The organism is Kitasatospora sp. NPDC023120, assembly GCF_055560835.1.
This window is the reverse complement of sequence record NZ_JBVHHY010000028.1, coordinates 92,474-116,168: the sequence shown is the minus strand read 5'-3', so window position 1 is coordinate 116,168 and position 23,695 is coordinate 92,474. Positions and strand designations below refer to the sequence as shown.

The window sequence follows — 23,695 nt, the reverse complement described above, 5'->3', positions numbered from 1 at the left end:
CAGGTCAGGGCGGCTGTGCGGGCCGTGCGGCGGTGGGGGGCGAATTCGGCTGGAAATAAAGGCGTCAGACTCACCGGTACGTTCCGGCCGCCGTTCCCGACAAAGACCCGTCCGGGCCGCGCGGACGGGGCGCGGCCCGGACGGGCCCTGGTCGGGGGCGGCGGACGCCGAAGGTCAGCGCACGAACAACGAGGCCTTCGAGGCGAGGTCGAGGAAGTACTGCGGCAGCAGGCCGAGACCCAGCGTGACCAGTACCCCCACCCCGATCGCGGTCGCCGTGAAGGGGCTCGGGATCGCCACCGTGGGCCCACCCGGCTGCGGGTCCGAGAAGAACATCAGCACGATGACCCGGATATAGAAGAACGCGGCCACCGCCGAGCTCAGCACACCGACGATCACCAGCGGCGTGGCCCCGCCGCTTGCCGCGGCCTGGAAGACGGCGAACTTCCCGGTGAAGCCGGAGGTCAGCGGGATCCCGGCGAAGGCCAGCAGGAACAGCGCGAACACCGCGGCCACCAGCGGCGAGCGCCGCCCGAGCCCGGCCCAGCTGGACAGGTGGGTCGCCTCCCCCTTGGAATCGCGCACCAGGGTGACCACGGCGAAGGCGCCGAGCGTCACGAAGGAGTACGCCAGCAGGTAGAACAACACCGAGGAGATGCCCTGCTTGTTGACGGCGATCACGCCGGTCAGGATGAAGCCGGCGTGCGCGATCGAGGAGTACGCCAGGAGCCGCTTCACGTCCTGCTGGGTCACCGCCAGCACCGCGCCGACGACCATGGTGAGGATCGCGACGCCCCACATCACCGGCCGCCAGTCCAGCCGCAGGCCCGGGAAGGCCACGTAGAACAGCCGCAGGAAGGCGCCGAAGGCCGCGACCTTGGTGGCCGCCGCCATGAAGCCGGTCACCGGGGTGGGCGCGCCCTGGTAGACGTCCGGGGTCCAGGAGTGGAAGGGCACCGCAGCGACCTTGAACAGCAGGCCGACCGACAGCATCGCCAGGCCGGTCAGCACCAGCACGTCGGTCCGGGTGCTGCTCAGCTGCGCGGGGGTGGTCATCGCCTTGCCCGCGATGACGTCCCCGATGTCGCCGAGCTTCACGCTGCCCGCGTAGCCGTACAGCAGCGCGGTGCCGAACAGGAAGAACGCCGAGGCGAAGGCGCCGAGCAGGAAGTACTTGACCGCCGCCTCCTGGGAGAGCAGCCGGCGGCGGCGGGCCAGGGCGCACAGCAGGTACAGCGGCAGGGAGAAGACCTCCAGCGCCACGAACATCGTCAGCAGGTCGTTGGCGGCGGGGAACAGCAGCATGCCGCCGACCGCGAACAGGGTGAGTGGGAAGACCTCGGTGGTGGCGAAGCCGGCCCGGACCGCGGCCCGCTCCTGCTCGCCGCCGGGGGTGGCGGAGGCCTGGGCGGCGAAGGCGTCGGCGGGCAGACCGCCGGCCTTGGGCTCCAGCTTCCGCTCGGCGTAGGTGAGCACCGCGACCACCGCGGCCAGCAGGATCACGCCCTGCAGGAACAGCGCCGGGCCGTCCAGCGCGACCGACTCCATGGCCAGCAGGTCGATCCGGGTGAATCCGTGGCTCTGCACGGCCAGCACCACCACGGCGACGAAGGCGCCGACCAGCCCGGCCAGGGCGAGCGTCACCTGCGTCCAGTGCCGGTACCGGCGGGGCACGAAGGCCTCCACCAGGATGCCGGCCACGGCGGCGCCGAACACCACCAGCATCGGGGAGAGTTGGCCGTACTCGATGTGCGGCGCCGGAATGCTGGGGGTGTTGCCGCCGGCGGCGGCGAGCACTGCGGTGGCGTTCACTTCTGCTCACCTCCTGGGGTGGCGGCGACGGGGTGGGCCGGCGCCGGGTCGGTCTCGTGGACCTGCGAGAGCGTGGCGTTCACCGAGGGGTTGACCAGGTCGGTGAGCGGCTTGGGGTAGACGCCGAACAGGATCGTCAGCGCCACCAGCGGGGCGACCACGGCGAGTTCGCGGGCCTTGAGGTCGGGGATCGCGCGCACGCCCTCCTTCACCGGGCCGGTCATGGTGCGCTGGTACAGCAGCAGGGCGTACAGCGCGGCCAGCACGATGCCGAAGGTCGCGATGATCCCGATCACCGGGTAGCGGGTGAAGGTGCCCACCAGCACCAGGAACTCGCTGACGAACGGGGCGAGGCCGGGCAGCGACAGGGTCGCCAGGCTGCCGATCAGGAAGGTCCCGGCGAGCACCGGGGCGACCTTCTGCACGCCGCCGTAGTCGGCGATCAGCCGCGAGCCGCGGCGGGAGATCAGGAACCCGGCCACCAGCATCCACGCGGCGGTGGAGAGGCCGTGGTTGACCATGTAGAGGGTGGCGCCGCTCTGACCCTGGCTGGTCAGCGCGAAGATCCCCATGATGATGAAGCCGAAGTGCGAGATCGAGGCGTAGGCGACCAGCCGCTTGATGTCCTTCTGGCCGACCGCCAGCAGCGCGCCGTAGACGATCCCGACCAGCGAGAGGACCAGGATCGCCGGGGCGAAGGTCTTCGAGGCGTGCGGGAACAGCCCGAGGCAGAAGCGCAGCATCGCGAAGGTGCCGACCTTGTCCACTACCGCGGTGATCAGCACCGCGGTGCCGGCGGTGGCCTCGCCCATCGCGTTCGGCAGCCAGGTGTGCAGCGGCCACAGCGGGGCCTTCACCGCGAAGGCGAAGAAGAAGCCCAGGAACAGCGCCTTCTCGGCGGTGCCGGACAGCTGCAGCCGCCCGTCGGCGATCGCCGAGGTGAGGGTCTGCAGGTCGAAGGTGCCGAAGCCCTGGTCCTGCGCGATCACGTACAGGCCGATCACGGCGGCCAGCATGACCAGGCCGCCGAGCAGGTTGTAGAGCAGGAACTTCATGGCCGCGTACGAGCGCTGGCGCGCCGCCTCGGGGCCACCGGCCCGGTCGCCGAAGCCGCCGATCAGGAAGTACATCGGGATCAGCATGGCTTCGAAGAACACGTAGAACACGAAGACGTCGGTGGCGTAGAAGGAGACGACCACCATCGCCTCCACCGCCAGGATCAGGGCGAAGAAGCCCTGGGTGCGGCGGAGGTTCTCGAAGGTCCCGTCGGGCCCGGCCGGGGCCGGGTCGGCGTCGTGCCAGGAGGCGAGCATCACCATCGGCACCAGGACGGCGGTGAGCAGGGCGAGGACGGCGCCGATGCCGTCGACGCCGAGCGAGAAGGTGATGCCGATGGAGCGGATCCAGCTGTACGACTCGGTCAGCTGGTAGCGGTCGCCGTGCGGGTCGAACTGCGTCGCCACCACGGCGGCCAGCGCCAGGGTGACGGCCGAGACTCCCAGGGCGACAGCCTTGGTGGTCCTGCGCCGGGCCTCCGTCGACCCGGCGGGCAGGGCGGCGGTCAGCACCGCACCGGCCGCCGGGACGGCGCAGGTGGCACTCAGCAGTGCGCTCATGGCCGCACCCCCCACGTGGAATCTGCGCGAGTCATCAGACGGACCTCATCAGGAGAGTCGTGGCGACCAGCACCAGCGTGCCGCCGAACATGGAGAGCGCGTACGAGCGGACGAAGCCGTTCTGGACCCGCCGCAGCCGGCCGGACAGGCCGCCGATCGCGGCCGCGAGGCCGTTGACGAAGCCGTCCAGGCCGCGGCTGTCGAAGTAGACCAGCGTCGCGGCGAGCGCCGAGCCCGGCCGCACCAGCACCGCGTGGTTGAAGTCGTCCTGCAGCAGGTCGCGGCGGGCGGCCCGGGTGAGCGGGGAGCCGACCGGCGGCACCACCGGGACCGGCGAGCGCCCGTACATCAGGTACGCGAGGCCGACGCCGGCCAGCATGCAGGCCGTGGTCAGCAGGGTGACGGTCAGCGGGGAGAGCGGGGAGTTGCCCTCCTGGTACCCGGTGACCGGCTCCAGCCACTTCAGGAAGGAGTCGTTGAAGGCGAACAGCCCGCCCGCGAAGACCGAGCCGAAGGCCAGCAGGACCATCGGGACCGTCATGGTCCTCGGCGACTCGTGCGGGTGCGGGGCGTTGCCCTCCGCGTCCGGCTGCCAGCGCTTCTCACCGAAGAAGGTCAGCACCATCACCCGCGTCATGTAGAACGCGGTGACGGCGGCGCCGACCAGCGCGCACAGGCCGAGGATCCAGCCCTCGGTGCCGCCCTTGGCGAAGGCCGCCTCGATGATCTTGTCCTTGGAGAAGAACCCGGACAGGCCGGGGAAGCCGATGATCGCCAGGTAGCCGAGGCCGAACGTGACGAAGGTGACCGGCATGTACGTGCGCAGGCCGCCGTAGTGACGCATGTTCACCTCGTCGTCCATGCCGTGCATGACCGACCCGGCGCCGAGGAACAGCCCGGCCTTGAAGAAGCCGTGGGTCACCAGGTGCATGATCGCGAAGGCGTAGCCGATCGGGCCGAGCCCGGCCGCCAGCACCATGTAGCCGATCTGCGACATGGTCGAGCCGGCCAGCGCCTTCTTGATGTCGTCCTTGGCGCAACCGACGATCGCACCGAACAGCAGCGTGACCGCGCCGACCGCCACCACGGCGGTCTGCGCTTCCGGCGCCAGGTCGAAGATCGCCGAGGAGCGGGTGATCAGGTAGACGCCGGCGGTCACCATGGTGGCCGCGTGGATCAGCGCGGAGACCGGGGTCGGGCCCTCCATGGCGTCCCCGAGCCAGGACTGCAGCGGTACCTGCGCCGACTTGCCACAGGCCGCGAGCAGCAGCATCAGGCCGATCGCCGTCAGCTTGCCCTCACTCGCCTGGTGGGCGCCGCTGAAGACCGGCTCGAAGGCGAAGGAGCCGAACTCGGCGAACATCAGCATGATCGCGATGGACAGGCCCATGTCGCCGACCCGGTTGACGAGGAAGGCCTTCTTCGCCGCCGTCGCCGCGCTCGGCTTGTGCTGCCAGAAGCCGATCAGCAGGTACGAGGCCAGGCCCACGCCCTCCCAACCGAAGTACAGCAGCAGGTAGTTGTCGGCGACCACCAGCAGCAGCATGGCGGCCAGGAACAGGTTGAGGTACGCGAAGAAGCGGCGGCGGCGCTCGTCGTGCGCCATGTAGCCGACCGAGTAGAGGTGGATCAGCGTGCCGACGCCGGTGATCAGCAGGACGAAGGTCATCGACAGCTGGTCGAGCCGGAAGGCCATGTCGGCCTGGAAGCCGTTCACCGGGATCCAGCTGTACAGGAACTTGCCGATCGCCCGGTGCTCGGCGTCGCGGCCGAGCATGTCCGAGAAGAGCGCCAGGCCGAAGCCGAACGAGAGCGCCGCGAGCGCGGTGGCCAGCCAGTGGCCGAACCGGTCCAGCGCCCGGCCGCCGAGCAGCAGCAGGGCGGCGCCGGCCAGTGGAGCCGCCACCAGCAGCGGAATGAGAGAGTTCACCGAAGGCCCTCCGCCTACAGCTTCATCAGGTTGCTGTCGTCGACCGAAGCGGAGTGCCTGGTCCGGAAGATGGTGACGATGATGGCGAGGCCGACCACGACCTCGGCCGCCGCGACCACCATCGTGAAGAACGCGATGATCTGGCCGTCCAGGGTGCCGTGCATCCGCGAGAAGGTCACCAGCGCGAGGTTCGAGGCGTTCAGCATCAGCTCCACGCACATGAACAGCACGATCGCGTTGCGCCGGATCAGCACACCGGACGCGCCGATGGTGAACAACAGCGCGGAGAGGTAGAGGTAGTTGACCGGATTCACTTCGCGCCCTCCCCGTTCGCCCCGTTGGCCTTGTTCGCGTTGTTCGCGTTGTTCGCGTTGTTGGCGTTGTTCGCGTTGTTCGCGTTGTTGGCGCCGTTGGCGTTCGCCGGCTCCAGGGACTTGCGCGGACCGGCCACCGCCGGGCGCTCGGAGGACGGACGGCCCAGCCAGTCCGCCGTGCTGTTCTCCAGCTCCGCCATCCGCTGCAGCATCGCCTGGCTGACGTCCCGGATCTGACCGCGCTCGCGCAGCGTCGCCATCACCGAGTCTTCGGCGACCGTGCCGTCCGGCAGCAGCGCCGGGACGTCGACCGCGTTGTGCCGCGCGTACACGCCCGGCGCCGGCAGCGGCGGCAGCTGGATGTTGTCCTTGACCCGCTGGGCGGCCAGCTCGCGCTGGGTCTTCGGCGCCTTCACGTGCTCCCGGTGGGTCAGCACCATCGCACCGATCGCCGCGGTGATCAGCAGCGCGCCGGTGACCTCGAAGGCCCACACGTACCGGGTGAAGATCAGCCGGGCCAGGCCCGGCACGTTGCCCTCGGCGTTCGCCTCGGTCAGCCCGGTGAAGTGGTCCAGCTTCGCGTTGGCGATCCCGGCGATCAGCAGCACGCCGAAGCCCAGCCCGCACAACACCGCGGCGAACCGCTGGCCCTTCAGCTGCTCCTTCAGGGAGTCCTCGCTGGTGACGCCGACCAGCATCACCACGAACAGGAACAGCATCATGATCGCGCCGGTGTAGACCACGATCTGCACCACGCCCAGGAACACCGCGCCCTGGGCCATGTAACAGACCGCCAGCGCCAGCATGGTGGCCGCCAGGCAGAGCGCGCTGTGCACGGCCTTGCGCATCAGCAGCATGCCGAGCGCGCCGCCGACCGCGACCACCGCGAGCACCCAGAACTGGACGGCCTCACCCGTGGAGGTCGTCCCGGTCGCGGCTGCGAGTTGCCCGATCACTGCTGCGCCTCCTTCTCCCGGTCGGTGCGCTCCTGCTGTTCCGTCCCCGGCGCCGCCGCGGTGATCTCGCCCCGGTAGTACGCGCCCTCGTCGGCGCCCGGGTAGATCGCGTGCGGGGTGTCGACCATGCCCTCGGACAGGCCCACCAGCAGCTGCTCCTTGGTGAAGATCAGGTCCCGCCGGGTGGAGTCCGCCAGCTCGTACTCGTTGGTCATGGTCAGCGCGCGGGTCGGACAGGCCTCGATGCACAAGCCGCACAGGATGCAGCGGGCGTAGTTGATCTGGTACACCGCGCCGTAGCGCTCGCCCGGCGAGTAGCGCTCCTCGTCCCGGTTGTCCGCGCCCTCCACGTAGATCGCGTCGGCCGGGCACGCCCACGCGCACAGCTCGCAGCCGACGCACTTCTCCAGGCCGTCCGGGTGCCGGTTCAGCTGGTGGCGGCCGTGGAAGCGCGGAGCGGTGGGCTTCTTCTGCTCCGGGTACTGCTCGGTGAGCCGCTTCTTGAACATGGCCTTGAAGGTCACGCCGAAGCCGGCGGCCGGGCCGAGGATCGACGGCCGGTCGGCCCGCTCGGGCCGGTCCGTACGGTCGGACTTGTCAGACTGGTCGGACGACATCTCGGTTCAGCTCCCTTCGGAATGGTCGGCCCCGTTGAGGGCGTCCTGGAGTTGCTTCGGGGCGCGGCTGCGTCGGCGCGGCACCGGCGGGAGCTCCTGGCCGGGCAGCGGCGGCACCGGGTAGCCGCCCGCCATCGGGTCGAACCCTCCCCCGGCCTCCGGCCGGGAGGTGCCCCCACCCGGAGGCGCCGCTTCGGCCTCCGGCTGCTTCCTCAGGAAGTCCCGCAGCAGCACCAGCAGCAGCACCACCCCGACCGGGGCGCCCACGTACAGCACCACCTCGCCGAAGCCGTAGCCCTCGTTGCGCAGCGCCCGCACGCTGGCGATCAGCACCAGCCACACCAGCGAGACCGGGATCAGCACCTTCCAGCCCAGCTTCATGAACTGGTCGTAGCGGAACCGGGGCAGCGTGCCGCGCAGCCAGATGAAGAAGAACAGCAGCAGCTGGATCTTCAGCGTGATCCACAGCATCGGCCACCAGCCGTGGTTGGCGCCCTCCCAGAAGGTCGACACCGGCCACGGGGCCCGCCAGCCGCCGAGGAAGAGGGTCGAGGCCACCGCCGAGACCGTCACCATGTTCACGTACTCGGCCAGCATGAACATCGCGAACTTCAGCGAGGAGTACTCGGTGTTGAAGCCGCCGACCAGCTCGCCCTCGGCCTCCGGGAGGTCGAACGGCGCTCGGTTGGTCTCCCCGACCATCGCGATGACGTAGACGATGAACGAGACCGGCAGCAGCACCGCGAACCAGGTCGGCTGCTGGTGCGCCACGATCTCCGAGGTCGACATCGAGCCCGAGTAGATGAACACCGCCGCGAAGGACAGGCCCATCGCGATCTCGTAGCTGATCATCTGCGCGGCCGAGCGCAGCCCGCCCAGCAGCGGGTACGTCGACCCGGAGGACCAGCCGGCCAGCACGATGCCGTAGATGCCGATCGAGGCGGTGGCCAGGATGTAGAGCAGCGCGACCGGGAAGTCGGTCAGCTGCATCGCCGTCCGGGTGCCGAAGATCGACACCTCGTTGCCGGCCGGACCGAACGGGATCACCGCGAACGCCATGAACGCGGGGATGGCGCAGACGATCGGGGCCAGGATGTAGACCGCCTTGTCCGAGCCCTTGACCACCAGGTCTTCCTTCAGCGCCAGCTTCACGCCGTCCGCCAGCGACTGCAGCAGGCCCCAGGGCCCGTGCCGGTTCGGCCCGATGCGCAGCTGCATCCAGGCCACCACCTTGCGCTCCCAGACGATCGCGACCAACACCGTCAGGACCAGGAAGGCGAAGCAGAACACCGCCTTCAGCAGGACCAGCCACCACGGGTCCTGGCCGAAGAACTGGAGCGTCTCGTACGGCTGCGGAGTCGTCATCGGTCCTCCCCTTCGCCCGCGGCCGCTCCGAGCGGGGCCTGCGCCGCCGGCTCGGGCTCGGCCTCGGCCGCGGCGATCGTGACCAGGTGGCCGACGGTGGTGCCGAGCGTGCGGTGGGCGCCGCCCGGCGTGGAGTTGAGCGGGATCCAGACCGTGCGGTCCGGGAGCGAGTCGGTGACCTCCAGCGGCAGGGTCAGCGAGCCGGCCGGGCCGGTCAGCCGCAGCGCGGCGGACGCCTCGGCACCGATCTCCTTCGCCGTCTCGGCCGAGATCCGGGCCACCGCCCGGTGCCGGGTGCCCGCCAGGTGCGGATCGCCCTGCTGCAGCGTGCCGTTGTCCAGCAGCTGGCGCCAACCCGCCAGCACCGCCTGGCCGGTGGCCGGACGGGGCAGCAGGCCGGGATGCGCCGCCGGATCGGCCGCGCGGTCGCCCTCCCAGGGGGCGAAGGCGTCCAGCTCCAGCCGCGCCGCCCGGACGTCGGGCAGGCCCAGCCGGTGGCCCAGCGCGTCCGCCAGCATGCTCAGCACCCTCAGGTCCGACTGCAGGTGACCGCCCATCTGCTGGTCCGGCTTGAGCGCCGACTCGAACATCCGCACCCGGCCCTCCCAGTCCAGGAAGGTGCCGGCCTTCTCCGCCACCGCCGCCACCGGCAGCACCACGTCCGCGCGCGCCGTCACCGCCGAGGGCCGCAGCTCCAGCGACACCACGAACGGCACCGCCGCCAGCGCCTCGTCGGCCAGGGCAGGGTCCGGCAGGTCGTCCGGGTCCACGCCGCCGACCAGCAGCGCGTCCAACTCGCCCTGCGCGGCCGCCGCCAGGATCTGGTCGGTGGACCGGCCCGGCTTGGACGGCAGCTCCGCCACGCCCCACGCCGCGGCCGCCTCGGCCCGCGCCGCCGGAGCGGCCACCGGACGCCCACCGGGCAGCAGGCCCGGCAGCGCACCCGCCTCCACGGCCCCGCGCTCACCGGCCCGGCGCGGCACCCACGCCAGCTGCGCACCGGTCGCGTGCGCCAGCCGCAGCACCGCCGTCAGCGCACCCGGGACGGCGGCCAGCCGTTCGCCCGCCAGGATCACCGCGCCCGGCGCGCGCAGCAGTTCGGCCGCCCGGCCCGCGTCGTCGTTCAGCGGCTCGTCCGCCGCCAGCGCCGCGAGCCACTCCGGCTCGGTGCCCGGCGCGGCCGGCAGCAGCGCACCGCGCAACTTGGCCAGGCCCCGGGAACCGAACGCGGCCACCGAGAACACCTTCTGGCCGCGGCCGCGGACCGCCTTGCGCAGCCGCAGGAAGACGATCGGCGACTCCTCCTCCGGCTCGAAGCCCGCCAGCAGCACCGTCGGCGCCTGCTCCAGCCGCTCGTACGTCAGGCCGTCGCCGTCCACGTCGACGCCCCGCCCGGCCACGGCCGCGGCCAGGAAGTCCGCCTCCTCGCCGCTGTGCGGGCGGGCCCGGAAGTCCACGTCGTTGGTGCCCAGCACCACCCGCGCGAACTTGGCGTAGGCGTAGGCGTCCTCGACCGTCCCCCGGCCGCCGGCCAGCACGCCCGTCCGGGCGCCGCGCAGGCCCTCGGCGGCCCTCGCCAGCGCCTCCGGCCAGGACGCCGGCACCAGCTCGCCGTCCACCCGCACCAGCGGGGTGGTCAGCCGGTCCCGCTGCTGCGCGTAGCGGAAGGCGAAGCGGCCCTTGTCGCAGTTCCACTCCTCGTTCACCGCCGGGTCCTCGCCCGCCAGCCGGCGCAGCACCTTGCCGCGCCGGTGGTCGGTGCGCTGCGCGCAGCCCGCCGAGCAGTGCTCGCACACGCTCGGCGAGGAGACCAGGTCGAAGGGGCGCGAGCGGAACCGGTAGGCCGCCGAGGTCAGCGCGCCCACCGGGCAGATCTGGATGGTGTTCCCGGAGAAGTACGAGTCGAAGTCGTCCCCCTCGCCGGTGCCGACCTGCTGCAGCGCGCCGCGCTCCACCAGGTCGATGAACGGGTCCCCGGCGATCTGCTGCGAGAACCGGGTGCAGCGCGCGCACAGCACGCAGCGCTCGCGGTCCAGCAGCACCTGGCTGCTGATCGGGACCGGCTTCTCGTAAGTGCGCTTCATGCCCTCGAAACGGGAGTCGGCGGCACCGTTGGACATCGCCTGGTTCTGCAGCGGGCACTCGCCGCCCTTGTCGCAGACCGGGCAGTCCAGCGGGTGGTTGATCAGCAGCAGCTCCATCACGCCGCGCTGCGCCTTCTCGGCCACCGGCGAGCTGAGCTGGGTGCGCACCACCATGCCCTCGGCCACCGGGATGGTGCAGGAGGCGACCGGCTTGCGCTGGCCCTCGATCTCGACGATGCACTGCCGGCAGGCGCCGGCCGGATCGAGCAGCGGGTGGTCGCAGAAGCGCGGGATCTGGGTGCCGATGGTCTCGGCCGCTCGGATCACCAACGTCCCCTTGGGGACCTGCACTTCGACGCCGTCGATGGTGAGCGTGACCAGTTCGACCGCGGGCTTGTCTCCCGTGGAGGCGGTTGGCTCTGTGATCGTCACGCGTGCACCTCCCTTTCGGTGGCGGACTGGTGGCCGGGGCGGGGGCCGTCGGCCCAGACGGTGGAGGCGGCCGGGTCGAACGGGCAGCGGCGCTCGGCCAGGTGCTGCTCGTACTCGGCCCGGAAGTGCTGGAGCGAGGAGACGATCGGGCTGGCCGCGCCGTCGCCCAGCGCGCAGAAGGACTTGCCGTTGATGTTGTCGGCGATGTCGAGGAGCTTCTCCAGGTCCCCCTCGACGCCCTCGCCCGCCTCGATCCGCTCGAGCAGCTGGACCAGCCAGTACGTGCCCTCGCGGCAGGGGGTGCACTTGCCGCAGGACTCGTGCGCGTAGAACTCCGTCCAGCGGGTCACCGCCCGCACCACGCAGGTGGTCTCGTCGAAGACCTGCAGCGCCTTGGTGCCGAGCATCGAGCCGGCCGCGCCGACGCCCTCGTAGTCCAGCGGGACGTCGAGGTGCTCGTCGGTGAACATCGGGGTGGAGGAGCCGCCCGGGGTCCAGAACTTCAGCCGGTGCCCGGGGCGGATGCCGCCGCTGAGGTCCAGCAGCTGGCGCAGGGTGATGCCCAGCGGGGCCTCGTACTGGCCCGGGTTGGTGACGTGACCGGAGAGCGAGTAGAGCGTGAAGCCGGGGGACTTCTCGGTGCCCAGGCCCTTGAACCACTCCTTGCCGCGGGCCAGGATCGGCGGCACCGAGGCGATCGACTCGACGTTGTTGACCACCGTCGGGCAGGCGTACAGACCGGCGATCGCCGGGAACGGGGGCCGCAGCCGGGGCTGGCCGCGGCGGCCCTCCAGCGAGTCCAGCAGCGCCGTCTCCTCGCCGCAGATGTACGCGCCGGCGCCGGCGTGCACGGTGATGTCGAGGTCGACGCCGGAGCCGAGGATGTTCCGGCCCAGCAGGCCCGCCTCGTACGCCTCGGCGACGGCCGCGTGCAGCCGGCGCAGCACCGGGACGACCTCGCCGCGCAGGTAGACGAACGCGTGGTCGCAGCGGATCGCGTAGGAGGCGATGATCATCCCCTCGATGAGGGAGTGCGGGTTGGCGAACAGCAGCGGGATGTCCTTGCAGGTGCCCGGCTCTGACTCGTCCGCGTTGACCACCAGGTAGTGCGGCTTGCCGTCGTTCTGCGGGATGAACTGCCACTTCATGCCGGTGGGGAAGCCAGCGCCGCCGCGGCCGCGCAGGCCGGAGTCCTTGACCAGGGCGATCACGTCGTCCGGGGGCATGGCGAGGGCCGCCTTGAGGCCCTCGTAGCCGTGGTGGCGGCGGTAGGTGTCGAGCGTCCAGGGGCGGCTGTCGTCCCAGGAGTCGGACAGGACGGGGGTGAGCAGCTTCTCGGCCGGCTCGGCGGAGGTCATCACGCCTCGCTCCCTTCCTGGCCGGTGCCCTCGTTGCGCGGCGGCTCGTTGCGCGGCGACTCGTTGCGCGGCGACTCGTTGCGCGGCGGCTCGTTGCGCGGCGGCTCGTTGCGGGGGGAGACGACCCGGGTGCCGGGGGTGCCGGGCAGGGCCTCGCCGCGGGACAGCCGCAGGCCGGCCAGGGAGGGCGCGCCGCCGGCGCCGGACTCGTCGTTGGCACCAGGGCGCTCGTCCGGGAAGCCGGCCAGGATCCGGGCGGTCTCCTTGAAGTCGCACAGCCGGGCACCGCGGGTGGGCCGGGCCTCGCGGCCGGCGCGCAGGTCGTCGACCAGCTGCCGGGCGCTCTCCGGGGTCTGGTTGTCGAAGAACTCCCAGTTGACCATCACCACGGGCGCGTAGTCGCAGGCCGCATTGCACTCGATGTGCTCGATCGAGATCTCGCCGTCCTCGGTGGTCTCGTTGTTGCGGATGCCCAGGTGATCCTGGAGCTCGGCGAAGATCTGGTCGCCGCCGAGCACCGCGCACAGGGTGTTGGTGCAGACCCCGACGTGGTACTTCCCGGCCGGACGGCGCCGGTACATGGTGTAGAAGGTCGCGACGGCGGTGACCTCGGCGGTGGTGAGGTCCAACTGCTCGGCGCAGAACCGGATCCCGGTCGGGCTGACGAAGCCCTCCTCGGCCTGCACCAGGTGCAACAGGGGCAGCAGCGCCGAGCGCGGCTGCGGGTATCGGGCGATCAGCTCGGCGGCGTCGGAGGCCAGCCGGGTGCGCACCTCCTCGGGGTACGGTGCGGCCGGCAGCGCCGGCAGTCCGAGTTCGACGTTGGTCACCGGTCCACGCCTCCCATCACCGGGTCGATCCCGGCCACCGCGACGATCACGTCGGCCACCTGGCCGCCCTCGCACATCGCCGCCATCGTCTGCAGATTGGTGAACGACGGGTCCCGGAAGTGGACCCGGTACGGGCGCGTCCCGCCGTCGCTGACCACGTGCACGCCCAGCTCGCCCTTGGGCGACTCGACCGCCGCGTACGCCTGGCCGGCCGGGACCCGGAAGCCCTCGGTGACCAGCTTGAAGTGGTGGATCAGGGCCTCCATCGAGGTGCCCATGATCTTGCGGATGTGGTCGAGGGAGTTGCCCATCCCGTCCGGCCCGACGGCCAGTTGGGCGGGCCAGGCGATCTTCTTGTCCGCCACCATGACCGGGCCCGGGCGCAGCCGGTCCAGGCACTGCTCGACGATCCGCAGCGACTGCTTCATCTCCTCCAGGCGGATCAGGAAGCGGCCGTACGAGTCGGCGCTGTCGGCGATCGCGACCTCGAAGTCGTAGTCCTCGTAACCGCAGTACGGGTCGGTCTTGCGCAGGTCGTGCGGCAGGCCGGTGGCGCGCAGGATCGGGCCGGTGGCGCCGAGGGCCAGGCAGCCGGGCAGGTCCAGGAAGCCGACGTCGACCAGGCGGGCCTTGAACACGGGGTTGCCGGTGGCGAGTTTGTCGTACTCGTGCATCCGGGAGCGGAAGACCTTGACCGCCTCGCGGATCTGGTCGACCGCGCCGGGCGGCAGGTCCTGGGCGAGGCCGCCGGGGCGCACGTACGCGTGGTTCATGCGCAGACCGGTGACCAGCTCGAAGACGTCCAGGATCAGCTCGCGGTCCCGGAAGCCGTAGATCATCAGGGTGGTGGAGCCGATCTCCATGCCACCGGTGGCCAGGCAGACCAGGTGCGAGGCGATCCGGTTGAGCTCCATCATCATCACCCGGATGACGTTGGCCCGGTCCGGGACGTCGTCGGTGATGCCGAGCAGCTTCTCCACCGCCAGGCAGTAGGCGGTCTCGTTGAACAGCGGCGTCAGGTAGTCCATGCGGGTCACGAAGGTGGTGCCCTGGACCCAGCTGCGGAACTCCATGTTCTTCTCGATGCCGGTGTGGAGGTAGCCGATGCCGCAGCGGGCCTCCTTCACCGTCTCGCCGTCGATCTCCAGGATCAGCCGCAGCACGCCGTGGGTGGACGGGTGCTGGGGGCCCATGTTGACGATGATGCGCTCGTCGTCGGCCCGGCCGACCGCCTCGACCACCTCGCCCCAGTCACCGCCGGTGACGGTGAAGACCCGGCCCTCGGTGGTCTCGCGGGCGTCCGCCTCCGCGGCTTCCCCGTGGATCTCTTCGTAGTGCTGAGTGCTCATCAGCTGTACGACCTCCGCTGGTCGGGAGCCGGGATCTGGGCGCCCTTGTACTCGACGGGGATGCCGCCGAGCGGGTAGTCCTTGCGCTGGGGGTGGCCCAGCCAGTCGTCCGGCATCATGATCCGGGTGAGCGCCGGGTGGCCGTCGAAGACCAGGCCGAAGAAGTCGTAGGCCTCGCGCTCGTGCCAGTCGTTGGTCGGGTAGACGCTCACCACGGAGGGGATACGCGGGTCGGCGTCGGGCGCGGTGACCTCCAGCCGGATCAGCCGGCCATGGGTGATCGAGCGCAGGTGGTAGACCGCGTGCAGCTCGCGGCCCTTGTCGCCGGGGTAGTGCACGCCGCTCACGCCCAGGCACAGTTCGAAGCGCAGCGCCGGGTCGTCGCGCAGGACGCGGACGGTCTTCAGCAGGTGCTCGCGGTCGATGTGGAAGGTGAGCTCGCCGCGGTCGACCACGGTCTTCTCGATCACGTCGGCCGGGTCCAGGTCCTGCTCCTCCAGGGCGCCCTCCAGCTCGTCGGCGACCTCGTCGAACCATCCGCCGTACGGGCGTTCGCTCGGGCCGGGCAGCACGATCGGGGCCACCAGGCCGCCGAAGCCGGAGGTGTCGCCGCTGTCCTTGGCACCGAACATGCCCTGGCGGCGGCCGACCACCTCGACCGGGATCTCGCGGACCGGCTGCTCGCGGCGGGTCTCGGGTACCTGCTCGTTCATCGCAGCTGCCCCCGCATCTCGCTGATCGGGGTGGCCTGCAGGGCCAGCGCCTCGCCGAGCTCCTCGGCCCGACGCCGGTTCACGCCCAGCGGCTCGTGCCGGATCTTGTCGTGCAGCTTCAGGATGGCGTCCATCAGCATCTCCGGACGGGGCGGACAGCCGGGCAGGTAGATGTCGACCGGGACGATGTGGTCGACGCCCTGCACGATCGCGTAGTTGTTGAACATCCCGCCGGACGAGGCGCAGACGCCCATCGAGATGACCCACTTGGGATTGGGCATCTGGTCGTACACCTGGCGCAGCACCGGTGCCATCTTCTGGCTCACCCGGCCCGCCACGATCATCAGATCGGCCTGCCGGGGGGAGCCCCGGAAGACCTCCATACCGAACCGGGCCAGGTCGTAGCGGCCGGCACCGGTGGTCATCATCTCGATCGCGCAGCAGGCCAGACCGAAGGTGGCCGGGAAGAGTGACGCCTTGCGCACCCAGCCGGCGGCCGTCTCCACGGTCGTGAGCAGAAAGCCGCTCGGCAGCTTCTCCTCGATTCCCATCAGATCCCTCTCAATGCCCTCAAGTCCTCTGATACGTCGGCCGGTTCCGGCTTGTCCGCCGATTCACAAGCGGTCGTACGGCCGGGCCGACGGGTGGGCGGCCGCCCCGCGCTCAGTCCCACTCCAGGCCGCCGCGACGCCACACGTAGGCGTAAGCGACGAAGACGGTGGCGATGAAGAGCAGCATCTCGACCAGCCCGAAGATCCCCAGGGCGTCGAAGGTCACCGCCCAGGGGTAGAGGAAGACGATCTCGATGTCGAAGACGATGAAGAGCATCGCCGTCAGGTAGTACTTGATCGGGAACCGACCGCCGCCCACGGGCTGCGGGGTCGGCTCGATGCCGCACTCGTACGCCTCCAACTTGGCCCGGTTGTAGCGCTTGGGGCCGGTGAGTGAGGCCATCACGACGGAGCCGACCGCGAACGCCGCCGCGATGGCACCGAGTACGAGGATCGGCGCGTAGGCATTCATAGCCCCCGCTCCCTCCGTCCAGTCGTCCTTGACTGCAGATCGGAACCGGCGGGTCACGCTGCGGTGAACCCGCCTTCCGGTTCCCGGGATCCACCTCATGTGAGGCAGTTCACAAAGCCTGGAACGAGCGCATCCTATGCCCGTCGGCTTGTGATCTGCGACACGCAGTTCACTGCGATCTTTGTGATCTACGACACCATGTGAACGGTGGCGAATGTGAACATGCCCATATTTGTCAACGCAAAGGAGTCAAATGATCACAACCAGTCGCATTTACTTGTGAAGTGGCTGGTCAGGGGCGCATTCCTATATCAACTATGCGTCGACGCAGGCAAATTTCGAGGCGCCATGTTGACGTGTTATAGCGGCTCACTCGGAGGGGTGGCGGGGGTCCGAACGCTCGCTTGACCCTTCGTTCACAAGCGCGCGAGGTTCATGAGCGCGCGAGGTTCATGAGCGCGCGAGGTTCATGAGCGCGCGAGGTCGGCGTCGGGGGCCGGAGTTCGGTGCTGTCTCCTCCTCTTCCTCTCTCTCGGCGCTGGCCTCGCCCTCGCCCCCGTCCTGGCCTCGCCCCAGCCCCCCGCGTCTTGCCCTCGCCCGGTGGGGGCGGCCGGACGCGGGTCAGCGGTTGCCGGCTGCCTGCTCCCACACCCAGGCCGCGATGCCCACCCGGTTACGGGCACCGAGCTTGCGCTGGATGCTGGCGAGGTGGTTCTTCACCGTCCCTGGTGAGATGAACAGGCCCGCGCCGATCTCGGCGTTGGTCGCCCCGTCCGCCACCAGCTCGGCGATCTCCCGTTCCCGCGCGGTCAGTTCCTCCACCGGCCCGGCTGTCGGTGACCCCGCCGTACCCGTACCGGATCCCGGGCCGGGCTTCGACTCCGTTCCCGGAATCGCCATGTGCCGCAGGAGCCGTACGGTGACCTGCGGGCTGATCAACGCGTCCCCGGCCACCGCCGCCCGGATCGCCTCGATCAGCAGCACCGGACCCGAGCGCTTCAGCAGGAACCCGGCCGCACCGTGCCGCAGCGCCGTGTGCACGTACTCGTCCAGGTCGAATGTGGTCACCACGATCACCTTGCACTGGCCGGACAGTTGCCGGGTGACCTCCAGACCGTCCACCTTCGGCATCCGGATGTCCGCGAGCACCACGTCCGGCCGCAGCCTCCTCGCCTCCTCCACCGCCGCCGCGCCGTCCGCCGCCTCAGCGATCACCGTCATGTCCGGCTGGGCGTCCAGGATCATCCGGAACGCACTGCGGACGTCCGCCTGGTCGTCCGCGATCAGGATCCGAACCGGCCCCGTGCCACTGCTCATCCCTGCACCTCCCCCGTGCCGACCCACGTCGGCCTCTGCGATCCTTCCGGTCCGGAGTCCTGCGGTCCGGAGTGCTGCGGCCCGGGTCGCTGCGACTCGGACTGCTGCGGTCCAGGCTGCTGCGGGCCGGACTGCTGCGAGCCGCCGGCGGCAGCGTCCAGGGGCAGCACCGCCCTCACCCGCCAGCCCTCCCGCTCGTACGGACCGGCCTCCAGCGAGCCGCCGAGGGCCTCCACCCGGGCCGCCAGCCCCGGGAGCCCGCTCCCGCCGACCCGACGCGGACGCCCACCAGGCGACGGCACCCCGCCGTCGTCGGTCACGGTCAACTCCAACCGCCCGCCGATGGCGCGTGCCCGAACCTCGACCGTACGCGCGGCCGGGGCGTGCCGGCGGACGTTGGTCAGGGACTCGACCGCGATCCGGTGGACGGTGCCCTCCACCTCGCGCGGCACCGGCCCCTCCGGCAACTCCAACCGAACCTCGGCGCCACCTGCTGCGGTGAACTGCTCGGCCACCTGCGCCAGTTCGGCGAGGCCGGGTTGCGGACCGCGGCCGCCGGCCTCCTCGCTGCGCAGCAGCTGCACGGTCCGGTCCAGCGAGGCCAGGGCCCGCTGCCCGGCCTGCTCTATCCGCTCGAACATCTCGGCCGCCCGCGCGGGGTCGAGAGAAGCCAGGTACGCCCCCGCCTGGGCCTGGGCGACCATTCCACTGACGTCGTGCGCCACGAAGTCGTGCAGGTCATGGGCCAGTTCGAGCCGCTGGGCCCGCCTCGCCTCGGCCACCGCGCGGGCCCGGCCGTCGTCCAGGCCCCGCAGGTAGAGCCCGACCAGCACGGCCGGCAGGGACAGCATCGACCCGAACCCGAAGAGCGTGAGCGCGTCGGCGGGCCCGTCGAACCGGGACGGCCAGAGCGCGACCGCCCCGCCCGCCGTCCAGGCCGCCGCCGCGCACCTCGGGCCGTCCTCGGCCCGCAGGCTGAGGACCACCGCCAGCAGCAGGGCGGCCAGCTCGGCCAGACCGACCAGCCCCGGCCAGCGGTTCCCCGCCGTCCAGTGGCCGGTGGACCAGACGGTGACCGAGACCGCCACCGACACCGCACCGAGCGCGGTCGTCACGGCAGCCGACCCGTGGCGCCCGCGGACCGACCAGGCCGGCAGCAGCAGGACCGGCACAACCAGCGACAGCATCTGAGTCATCGTCACCGCCCCTCTCGACTGCCCTCACGTTACGACGCGGGGCAGGCGGTGCGCCTGTGCCGATCGGCATATTTCACAGGCCTGTTGAGCAGGGAGAACAGCCCGATCGGCACTGCCGCGAAGCCCTGGTGGACCTCCAGTCTTGAGCCATCGAACCGGCCGGGAGGGCCGGACCAGGAGGGAGTTCCACCATGTCGAAGCTCGTGATCAACACCCGCGGCGCCGGCGAGCAGCCCCGCACCACCGCCCGCGGCGTCCCGCTCGCCCCGCGCTGGGCCGAGCTGGCCGCCAAGGCCGCCGTGTGGACCACCGTCCCCTCGGGGGTGTGGCGGATCGTCTTCGGCTTCGGTGTTCCGGTCGGCTTCACCGGAGCCACCGCCGCCGCGTACGGCGAGCACCAGCCGGGCTGGGGCACCGTCTACGTCATCGCGCTGAGCACCCTGGCCGAAGCCCTGGCGTTCCTGACCATGGGCCTGGTCCGGCCGTGGGGGCAGGTCGTGCCCCGCTGGATCCCGTTGGTCGGCGGCCGCCGGGTCCGTCCGCTCGCCGCGGTCGTCCCGGCTGCACTGGGCTCGCTGATACTCACCGGCCTCGGTACGGCCGCGCTGCTCGGCGGCTGGGCGCGGAACATGGCCGAGCCGGACTCCCCGCACGGCGTCGCCGGCCTGGTGATGACGCTCGCCTACCTGCCCCTGGTGGCCTGGGGCCCCCTGCTCGGCGCGGTCACCGTCGACTACGCCCGCCGGACCCTGCGGCGCCGCCGGTGACCACGACGACAGTGACCGCAGCGGTGGTGGCCACGGCCGCGACCCGTCACGCCTGGGCGGGTTCCGGCCTCGGCTCGTCGGCTCCCGCAACCACCTCGTCCGCGGCCGGGCGCGGCACGGGGGCGGTACGCCGGCCCCATTCGGTCGCGACCAGCACCAGGGCTCCGCCGAGCAGGGCGAGCGGTCCCATCCGGTTCCCGGCGACCGTGATGCCGAAGACGGCGGCCCACAACGGTTCGGTGCCGAGCAGCAGGCTCACCCGCGAGGGCGAGGTGGCCCGCACAGCCCACATCTGGACGAAGAAGGCGAACAGCGTGCAGAACAAGGACAGATGCAGCAGCCAGGCCCACTGGCCGGCCCCGTACGAGCGGGCGACGGTCCACGGCGTCGGCCCCACGGACAGCGCGACCACGGCGAACACTCCGGTGGCCGCAGCGAGTTGCACCCAGGTCACGGCCAGCATGTCGGTGTCTCGGAGGGCCCGGGTGCGGGCCATGGCGAGGACGTACGCGGAGCGGACGAGGGCGGCGCCCAGCACCAGCAGGTCACCGAGCGAGGGAGGGCGCAACCCGCCGTCGCCGGTGAGCAGGGCGACACCGAGGACGGCCAGCCCGGCGGCCGCCAGGAAGGCCCGCGGTGGCGCGGTCCGGCCGAGGGCGCTCTCGCCGAGCGGAGTGAGCACCATCGCGAGGCTGATGATCAGCCCGGCATTGGTCGCGGAGGTGTGCACGGCACCGTAGGTCTCCAGCAGGAAGATCCCGCTGAGCACCAGTCCCAGCGCGGCGCCGCCGAGCCACTCAGCGCGGCTCAGCCTCCGTAGGGACCGCCAGGCGACCGCCCCGAGCAGCGGCAGCACCAGCCCGAAGCGCAGCACGAGCATCGCCACGACCGTCCCCGGCTCGGCCACCCGTTGGACGGCGAGGAAGCTCGACCCCCACACGACCGCCACGAGCAGCACCGGAAGATCACGAAGGACCGACGGGGGCGAGTCCTTGGACAGGGAGGCAGGCATGATGAGGATCCCTCCGAGCGTACGGAACCGGCAGGCGCGAGGACCGTACAGCGTCGGACGGGCCAAGGAGCCGGGCGCAGGGCCCGGCTGTGGACAGGGCGGAACGTGGAGCGAGGGGCGCCATCCTCGCGCACAGGGCCCCGGTGATCAATGCCGTTCCGGACACCGGACGGTCAGCTGCCGAGCAGGCCGTTCGCCACCGCGATCGCCTCGATGTCCGCCGCAGTTCCGGACATGATCGCGCGGACGTGCTCGGTGACGAGCTCGACCGGCCAGTCCCACCAGGCGGCCCGGAGCAGGCGCTCGATGTCGGCGTCGTCGAAGCGGCGACGGATCGGGCGGGCGGGGTTTCCTCCGACGATGGTGTAGGGCTCGACGTCTGCGGTGACCATCGCCCCTGCCGCGACGATCGCGCCGTCGCCGATCCGAACCCCGGGCAGGATGGTGGCCCCGAAGCCGAACCAGACGTCGTTGCCGATCACGGTGTCACCCCGGCTGGGCAGGCCGGTGACGATGTCGAGGGTCCGCTCGGTCCAGCTGCCGCCGAACATCGTGAACGGGAAGGTGGAGACGCCGACGGTCGGGTGGGCAGCACCGGCCATCAGGAAGCGGGTCCCGGTGGCGATCGCGCAGTACTTGCCGATCACCAGGCGCTCGGGGCCGTACGCATAGAGGACGTTGCGCTCCTCGAAGCGGGTGGCGCCGTCCGGGTCGTCGAAGTAGGTGTACTCGCCGACCTCGATCCGCGGATCGGTGACGAGCGGTCGCAGCAGGACGACCCGGTCGTGGCCGGCGAGCGGGTGGAGCGCGCTGGAGTCGGGGATGGCGGTGGCGGTCACGAAGGCTCCTCTCGTAATGCGACTGAAATCGCATTACGATGAGCTTGCCACGACCACCATCCCCACAGCAAGCCTTAATGCGACTGGAGTCGACTTTGCCTGGAGCCACCCACCCCGAGCAGCCGCCCCGCACCCCCACCCCGCGTCCGGGCGGCCGCAGCGCCCGAGTCCGGGCGGACGTGGTCGCCGCCACGCTCGCCGAGGTCACCGAGAAGGGGTACGACGGCCTCACCGTCGAGGCGGTCGCCACCCGCTCCGGCGTCCACAAGGCGACCCTCTATCGACGGTGGGGAGGGGTGGACGGTCTGGTCGCCGACGCCCTGACCGCCTCCGCCGACCAGCCCTGGCCCCTGCCCGACACCGGCGACCTCCGACAGGACCTCCGCCTGATCACCCAGGAGGTGTTCAGCGTCTTCACCGACCCGGAGCTGGGCCCCACGCCCACCGCGCTGATCTCCGCCGCCCAGCGCTCCGACACCGGCGCGGCCGCCCTGCGCGCCTTCTTCGCCACCCGCCACCGCCAGGCCGCCGAGGCGGCCGAACGGGCCGTCACCCGAGGCGACCTGCCCGCCGGGACGGACGGCGCGGACGTGGTCCGGGCCGCCACCGCGCCGCTCTACTACCGCCTCTTCGTCTCCGGCGAGCCACTGGACGCCCACACCGCCGAGCGGGCCGCCGATGCCGCCGCCCTGGCCGCCCGCGCCGGGCTCTTCATCTCCACCCCGACCACCCCGGCCGCCCCGACGACCCCGGCCACCCCGGCCACCCCGACGACCCCGGCCTAGGCGCCGCACACAACACCGGCATCACCAGCAACACCCACAACACGGACGCCACGGACAGCACCCGAAACGGCGGAACCCCACTCCCCCACACCGCAGCTGACCGACCATCACCCACCTGGGCCCCGGAGAACCACTGCCGTCCCGCCCCCTACCGCATCCCCATCGGGCCGTGGATGATGCCTCCATGACAATCCAGCCGTCCACCACCCCCCGGAAGGCCCGTCACGTGAAGCGCACGCACTGGGCGCTGGTCGCCGCCGCCACCGTCCTCCCGCTCGTCGCGAGCACCGGCACCGCCCTCGCGGACACCCCCACCCCCGCGGCCGCCACCCCGGCCGCCGGCTGCACCTACACACCGGCCGTCCCGGCCGACAACTTCAAGGGGATTCCGGTCTTCGACGCCAAGAAGGCAGCCCAGCCCTACCGCGCGACGCTACGGACCAGCCAGGGCCAGATCACCTTCGAGGCACTGACCGACAAGGCGCCCTGCACCACCTTCTCGTTCCGGTTCCTCGCCGAGCACGACTACTTCGACCGCAGCCACTGCCACCGCCTCACCACTCAGCGGATCTACGTCCTGCAGTGCGGCGACCCGACCGGGACGGGCAGCGGCGGGCCCGGCTACTCCTTCCCGGACGAGAACCTGACCGGTGCCACCTACCCGGCGGGCACCGTGGCCATGGCCAACGCCGGCCCGAACACCAACGGCAGCCAGTTCTTCTTCGTCTGGAAGGACACCAAGCTCTCCCCCGCCTACACCCCGTTCGGCCGGATCACGGCCGGCCTGGACGTCCTGCAGAAGATCGCCGCCGCCGGCGAGGACGACCAGAACAACCCCGGCGACGGCTTCCCCAACCTCCCCGTGAACATCCGCCACGTGAAGATCAGCACCCGCTGACCCACCAAGCCGACCGGCCCGACCGACCGCCAACCGCCCACCCAGGCCCGCTCCCGTACGGTGGCAGCACCAACGACACCGCAGGGGAGCAGCACCGCATGGACAGCCGGATCTGGGAGAGCGTCGACCATCTGGTCGCATGGCTGGACGGGCAGAGCGCGCAGTCTCCGCAGGAGGAGCGCCTGCTACGGATCCTCAAGCTCTCCGAGGAGGTCGGCGAGGTCGGTGCGGCGGTGATCGGCGCCACCGGCCAGAACCCGCGCAAGGGGGTCACCCACAGCTGGGAGGACGTCCAGCACGAGCTCTGCGACGTCGTCTTCTCCGCCCTCGTCGCCCTGCGGACGCTCACCCCGGACGCGGCCCGGGTCTTCGCCGACCGCCTGGCCTACGTCGAACAGCGCTCCGCCGCCTCTCGGCGCCCGATCGACGGGCCCGGGGAGGCGGCGGAGGAACCGAGCTAGAGGAGCAGAGCCAGAGCAGCC

22 protein-coding genes are annotated in these 23,695 nt (G+C 71.3%); 4 read left to right on the top strand and 18 right to left on the bottom strand.

Annotation, left to right across the window (positions count from 1 at the left end; all coding sequences use genetic code 11):
* Positions 1-174: 174 nt before the first annotated feature.
* The 16 genes from nuoN to ACZ3TI_RS32805 form a co-directional block, all read right to left on the bottom strand.
* Positions 175-1,812, bottom strand: coding sequence for an NADH-quinone oxidoreductase subunit NuoN (gene nuoN / locus ACZ3TI_RS32880; RefSeq protein ID WP_465732720.1), 1,638 nt, complete (start codon positions 1,810-1,812; stop codon positions 175-177).
* The gene (locus tag ACZ3TI_RS32875; protein ID WP_465732718.1) at positions 1,809-3,428 is read right to left on the bottom strand and encodes an NADH-quinone oxidoreductase subunit M; all 1,620 of its coding nucleotides are present in this window, start codon (positions 3,426-3,428) and stop codon (positions 1,809-1,811) included. The genes nuoN and ACZ3TI_RS32875 overlap by 4 nt, the downstream gene beginning before the upstream one ends.
* A 34-nt stretch (positions 3,429-3,462) precedes the next feature.
* On the bottom strand, positions 3,463-5,358 hold the full coding sequence (gene nuoL / locus ACZ3TI_RS32870; RefSeq protein WP_465732716.1) for an NADH-quinone oxidoreductase subunit L: 1,896 nt from the start codon (positions 5,356-5,358) through the stop codon (positions 3,463-3,465).
* A gap of 14 nt (positions 5,359-5,372) precedes the next feature.
* The gene (gene nuoK, locus ACZ3TI_RS32865) at positions 5,373-5,672 is read right to left on the bottom strand and encodes an NADH-quinone oxidoreductase subunit NuoK (protein WP_465732714.1); all 300 of its coding nucleotides are present in this window, start codon (positions 5,670-5,672) and stop codon (positions 5,373-5,375) included.
* The gene (locus tag ACZ3TI_RS32860; protein WP_465732761.1) at positions 5,669-6,625 is read right to left on the bottom strand and encodes an NADH-quinone oxidoreductase subunit J; all 957 of its coding nucleotides are present in this window, start codon (positions 6,623-6,625) and stop codon (positions 5,669-5,671) included. The genes nuoK and ACZ3TI_RS32860 overlap by 4 nt, the downstream gene beginning before the upstream one ends.
* The gene (nuoI, locus tag ACZ3TI_RS32855) at positions 6,625-7,245 is read right to left on the bottom strand and encodes an NADH-quinone oxidoreductase subunit NuoI (RefSeq protein ID WP_465732712.1); all 621 of its coding nucleotides are present in this window, start codon (positions 7,243-7,245) and stop codon (positions 6,625-6,627) included. The genes ACZ3TI_RS32860 and nuoI overlap by 1 nt, the downstream gene beginning before the upstream one ends.
* 6 nt (positions 7,246-7,251) lie before the next feature.
* Positions 7,252-8,610 carry an NADH-quinone oxidoreductase subunit NuoH gene (nuoH, locus tag ACZ3TI_RS32850; RefSeq protein WP_465732710.1) on the bottom strand — a complete coding sequence of 453 codons (1,359 nt, stop codon included), beginning with the start codon at positions 8,608-8,610 and terminating at the stop codon, positions 7,252-7,254.
* The gene (locus ACZ3TI_RS32845; RefSeq protein ID WP_465732708.1) at positions 8,607-11,126 is read right to left on the bottom strand and encodes an NADH-quinone oxidoreductase subunit G; all 2,520 of its coding nucleotides are present in this window, start codon (positions 11,124-11,126) and stop codon (positions 8,607-8,609) included. Before ACZ3TI_RS32845 ends, nuoH begins: the two co-directional genes overlap by 4 nt.
* Positions 11,123-12,484 (bottom strand): NADH-quinone oxidoreductase subunit NuoF, encoded by a 1,362-nt coding sequence (nuoF, locus tag ACZ3TI_RS32840; RefSeq protein WP_465732706.1) that lies wholly within the window; start codon positions 12,482-12,484, stop codon positions 11,123-11,125. Before nuoF ends, ACZ3TI_RS32845 begins: the two co-directional genes overlap by 4 nt.
* Positions 12,484-13,293 (bottom strand): NADH-quinone oxidoreductase subunit NuoE, encoded by an 810-nt coding sequence (gene nuoE / locus ACZ3TI_RS32835; protein WP_465732759.1) that lies wholly within the window; start codon positions 13,291-13,293, stop codon positions 12,484-12,486. The genes nuoF and nuoE overlap by 1 nt, the downstream gene beginning before the upstream one ends.
* A 17-nt stretch (positions 13,294-13,310) precedes the next feature.
* The gene (locus tag ACZ3TI_RS32830; protein WP_465732704.1) at positions 13,311-14,663 is read right to left on the bottom strand and encodes an NADH-quinone oxidoreductase subunit D; all 1,353 of its coding nucleotides are present in this window, start codon (positions 14,661-14,663) and stop codon (positions 13,311-13,313) included.
* Complete coding sequence (locus tag ACZ3TI_RS32825) at positions 14,663-15,376, bottom strand: NADH-quinone oxidoreductase subunit C (protein WP_465732702.1); 714 nt, start codon at positions 15,374-15,376, stop codon at positions 14,663-14,665. The genes ACZ3TI_RS32830 and ACZ3TI_RS32825 overlap by 1 nt, the downstream gene beginning before the upstream one ends.
* Positions 15,373-15,927 (bottom strand): NuoB/complex I 20 kDa subunit family protein, encoded by a 555-nt coding sequence (locus tag ACZ3TI_RS32820; RefSeq protein WP_363575516.1) that lies wholly within the window; start codon positions 15,925-15,927, stop codon positions 15,373-15,375. Before ACZ3TI_RS32820 ends, ACZ3TI_RS32825 begins: the two co-directional genes overlap by 4 nt.
* 112 nt (positions 15,928-16,039) lie before the next feature.
* Positions 16,040-16,399, bottom strand: coding sequence for an NADH-quinone oxidoreductase subunit A (locus ACZ3TI_RS32815; RefSeq protein WP_030060100.1), 360 nt, complete (start codon positions 16,397-16,399; stop codon positions 16,040-16,042).
* A 621-nt stretch (positions 16,400-17,020) separates the two neighbouring features.
* Positions 17,021-17,716, bottom strand: a complete 696-nt coding sequence (locus ACZ3TI_RS32810) for a response regulator (protein WP_465732699.1) — start codon at positions 17,714-17,716, stop codon at positions 17,021-17,023.
* A complete protein-coding gene (locus ACZ3TI_RS32805) occupies positions 17,713-18,903 on the bottom strand; it encodes a sensor histidine kinase (RefSeq protein WP_465732697.1) in 1,191 nt (396 codons plus the stop codon). The genes ACZ3TI_RS32810 and ACZ3TI_RS32805 overlap by 4 nt, the downstream gene beginning before the upstream one ends.
* 200 nt (positions 18,904-19,103) lie before the next feature.
* Between ACZ3TI_RS32805 and ACZ3TI_RS32800 the strand changes: the two genes are divergently transcribed.
* The gene (locus tag ACZ3TI_RS32800; protein ID WP_465732695.1) at positions 19,104-19,679 is read left to right on the top strand and encodes a hypothetical protein; all 576 of its coding nucleotides are present in this window, start codon (positions 19,104-19,106) and stop codon (positions 19,677-19,679) included.
* Between the two features lie 46 nt (positions 19,680-19,725).
* On the opposite strand, the gene ACZ3TI_RS32795 is transcribed toward ACZ3TI_RS32800, so the two are convergent.
* Together ACZ3TI_RS32795 and ACZ3TI_RS32790 are read right to left on the bottom strand one after the other, a co-directional pair.
* Positions 19,726-20,691 (bottom strand): DMT family transporter, encoded by a 966-nt coding sequence (locus tag ACZ3TI_RS32795; RefSeq protein ID WP_465732693.1) that lies wholly within the window; start codon positions 20,689-20,691, stop codon positions 19,726-19,728.
* 173 nt (positions 20,692-20,864) lie between these two features.
* Positions 20,865-21,530, bottom strand: coding sequence for a CatB-related O-acetyltransferase (locus ACZ3TI_RS32790; protein ID WP_465732692.1), 666 nt, complete (start codon positions 21,528-21,530; stop codon positions 20,865-20,867).
* A 95-nt stretch (positions 21,531-21,625) separates the two neighbouring features.
* On the opposite strand from ACZ3TI_RS32790, the gene ACZ3TI_RS32785 reads away from it, so the two are divergent.
* The 3 genes from ACZ3TI_RS32785 (at position 21,626) to ACZ3TI_RS32775 (ending at position 23,674) form a co-directional block, all read left to right on the top strand.
* A complete protein-coding gene (locus ACZ3TI_RS32785; RefSeq protein WP_465732691.1) occupies positions 21,626-22,315 on the top strand; it encodes a TetR/AcrR family transcriptional regulator in 690 nt (229 codons plus the stop codon).
* A gap of 184 nt (positions 22,316-22,499) precedes the next feature.
* Complete coding sequence (locus ACZ3TI_RS32780; RefSeq protein ID WP_465732689.1) at positions 22,500-23,213, top strand: peptidylprolyl isomerase; 714 nt, start codon at positions 22,500-22,502, stop codon at positions 23,211-23,213.
* A 98-nt stretch (positions 23,214-23,311) separates the two neighbouring features.
* Entirely contained in the window at positions 23,312-23,674 is a 363-nt protein-coding gene (locus ACZ3TI_RS32775) for a MazG-like family protein (RefSeq protein WP_465732687.1), read from the top strand.
* Positions 23,675-23,695: the final 21 nt, after the last annotated feature.

Excerpts from the sequence above, each read along its gene's own strand:
- ACZ3TI_RS32875 (WP_465732718.1), bottom strand. The coding sequence starts at position 3,428 with ATGAGCGCACTGCTGAGTGCCACCTGCGCCGTCCCGGCGGCCGGTGCG.
- ACZ3TI_RS32795 (WP_465732693.1), bottom strand. The coding sequence starts at position 20,691 with ATGCCTGCCTCCCTGTCCAAGGACTCGCCCCCGTCGGTCCTTCGTGAT.
- ACZ3TI_RS32810 (WP_465732699.1), bottom strand. The coding sequence starts at position 17,716 with ATGAGCAGTGGCACGGGGCCGGTTCGGATCCTGATCGCGGACGACCAG.
- ACZ3TI_RS32780 (WP_465732689.1), top strand. The coding sequence starts at position 22,500 with ATGACAATCCAGCCGTCCACCACCCCCCGGAAGGCCCGTCACGTGAAG.
- nuoF (WP_465732706.1), bottom strand. The coding sequence starts at position 12,484 with ATGACCTCCGCCGAGCCGGCCGAGAAGCTGCTCACCCCCGTCCTGTCC.
- ACZ3TI_RS32825 (WP_465732702.1), bottom strand. The coding sequence starts at position 15,376 with ATGAACGAGCAGGTACCCGAGACCCGCCGCGAGCAGCCGGTCCGCGAG.
- ACZ3TI_RS32805 (WP_465732697.1), bottom strand. The coding sequence starts at position 18,903 with ATGCTGTCGCTGGTTGTGCCGGTCCTGCTGCTGCCGGCCTGGTCGGTC.
- ACZ3TI_RS32775 (WP_465732687.1), top strand. The coding sequence starts at position 23,312 with ATGGACAGCCGGATCTGGGAGAGCGTCGACCATCTGGTCGCATGGCTG.
- ACZ3TI_RS32800 (WP_465732695.1), top strand. The coding sequence starts at position 19,104 with ATGTCGAAGCTCGTGATCAACACCCGCGGCGCCGGCGAGCAGCCCCGC.
- ACZ3TI_RS32815 (WP_030060100.1), bottom strand. The coding sequence starts at position 16,399 with ATGAATGCCTACGCGCCGATCCTCGTACTCGGTGCCATCGCGGCGGCG.
- nuoI (WP_465732712.1), bottom strand. The coding sequence starts at position 7,245 with ATGTCGTCCGACCAGTCTGACAAGTCCGACCGTACGGACCGGCCCGAG.
- ACZ3TI_RS32820 (WP_363575516.1), bottom strand. The coding sequence starts at position 15,927 with ATGGGAATCGAGGAGAAGCTGCCGAGCGGCTTTCTGCTCACGACCGTG.
- ACZ3TI_RS32830 (WP_465732704.1), bottom strand. The coding sequence starts at position 14,663 with ATGAGCACTCAGCACTACGAAGAGATCCACGGGGAAGCCGCGGAGGCG.
- nuoH (WP_465732710.1), bottom strand. The coding sequence starts at position 8,610 with ATGACGACTCCGCAGCCGTACGAGACGCTCCAGTTCTTCGGCCAGGAC.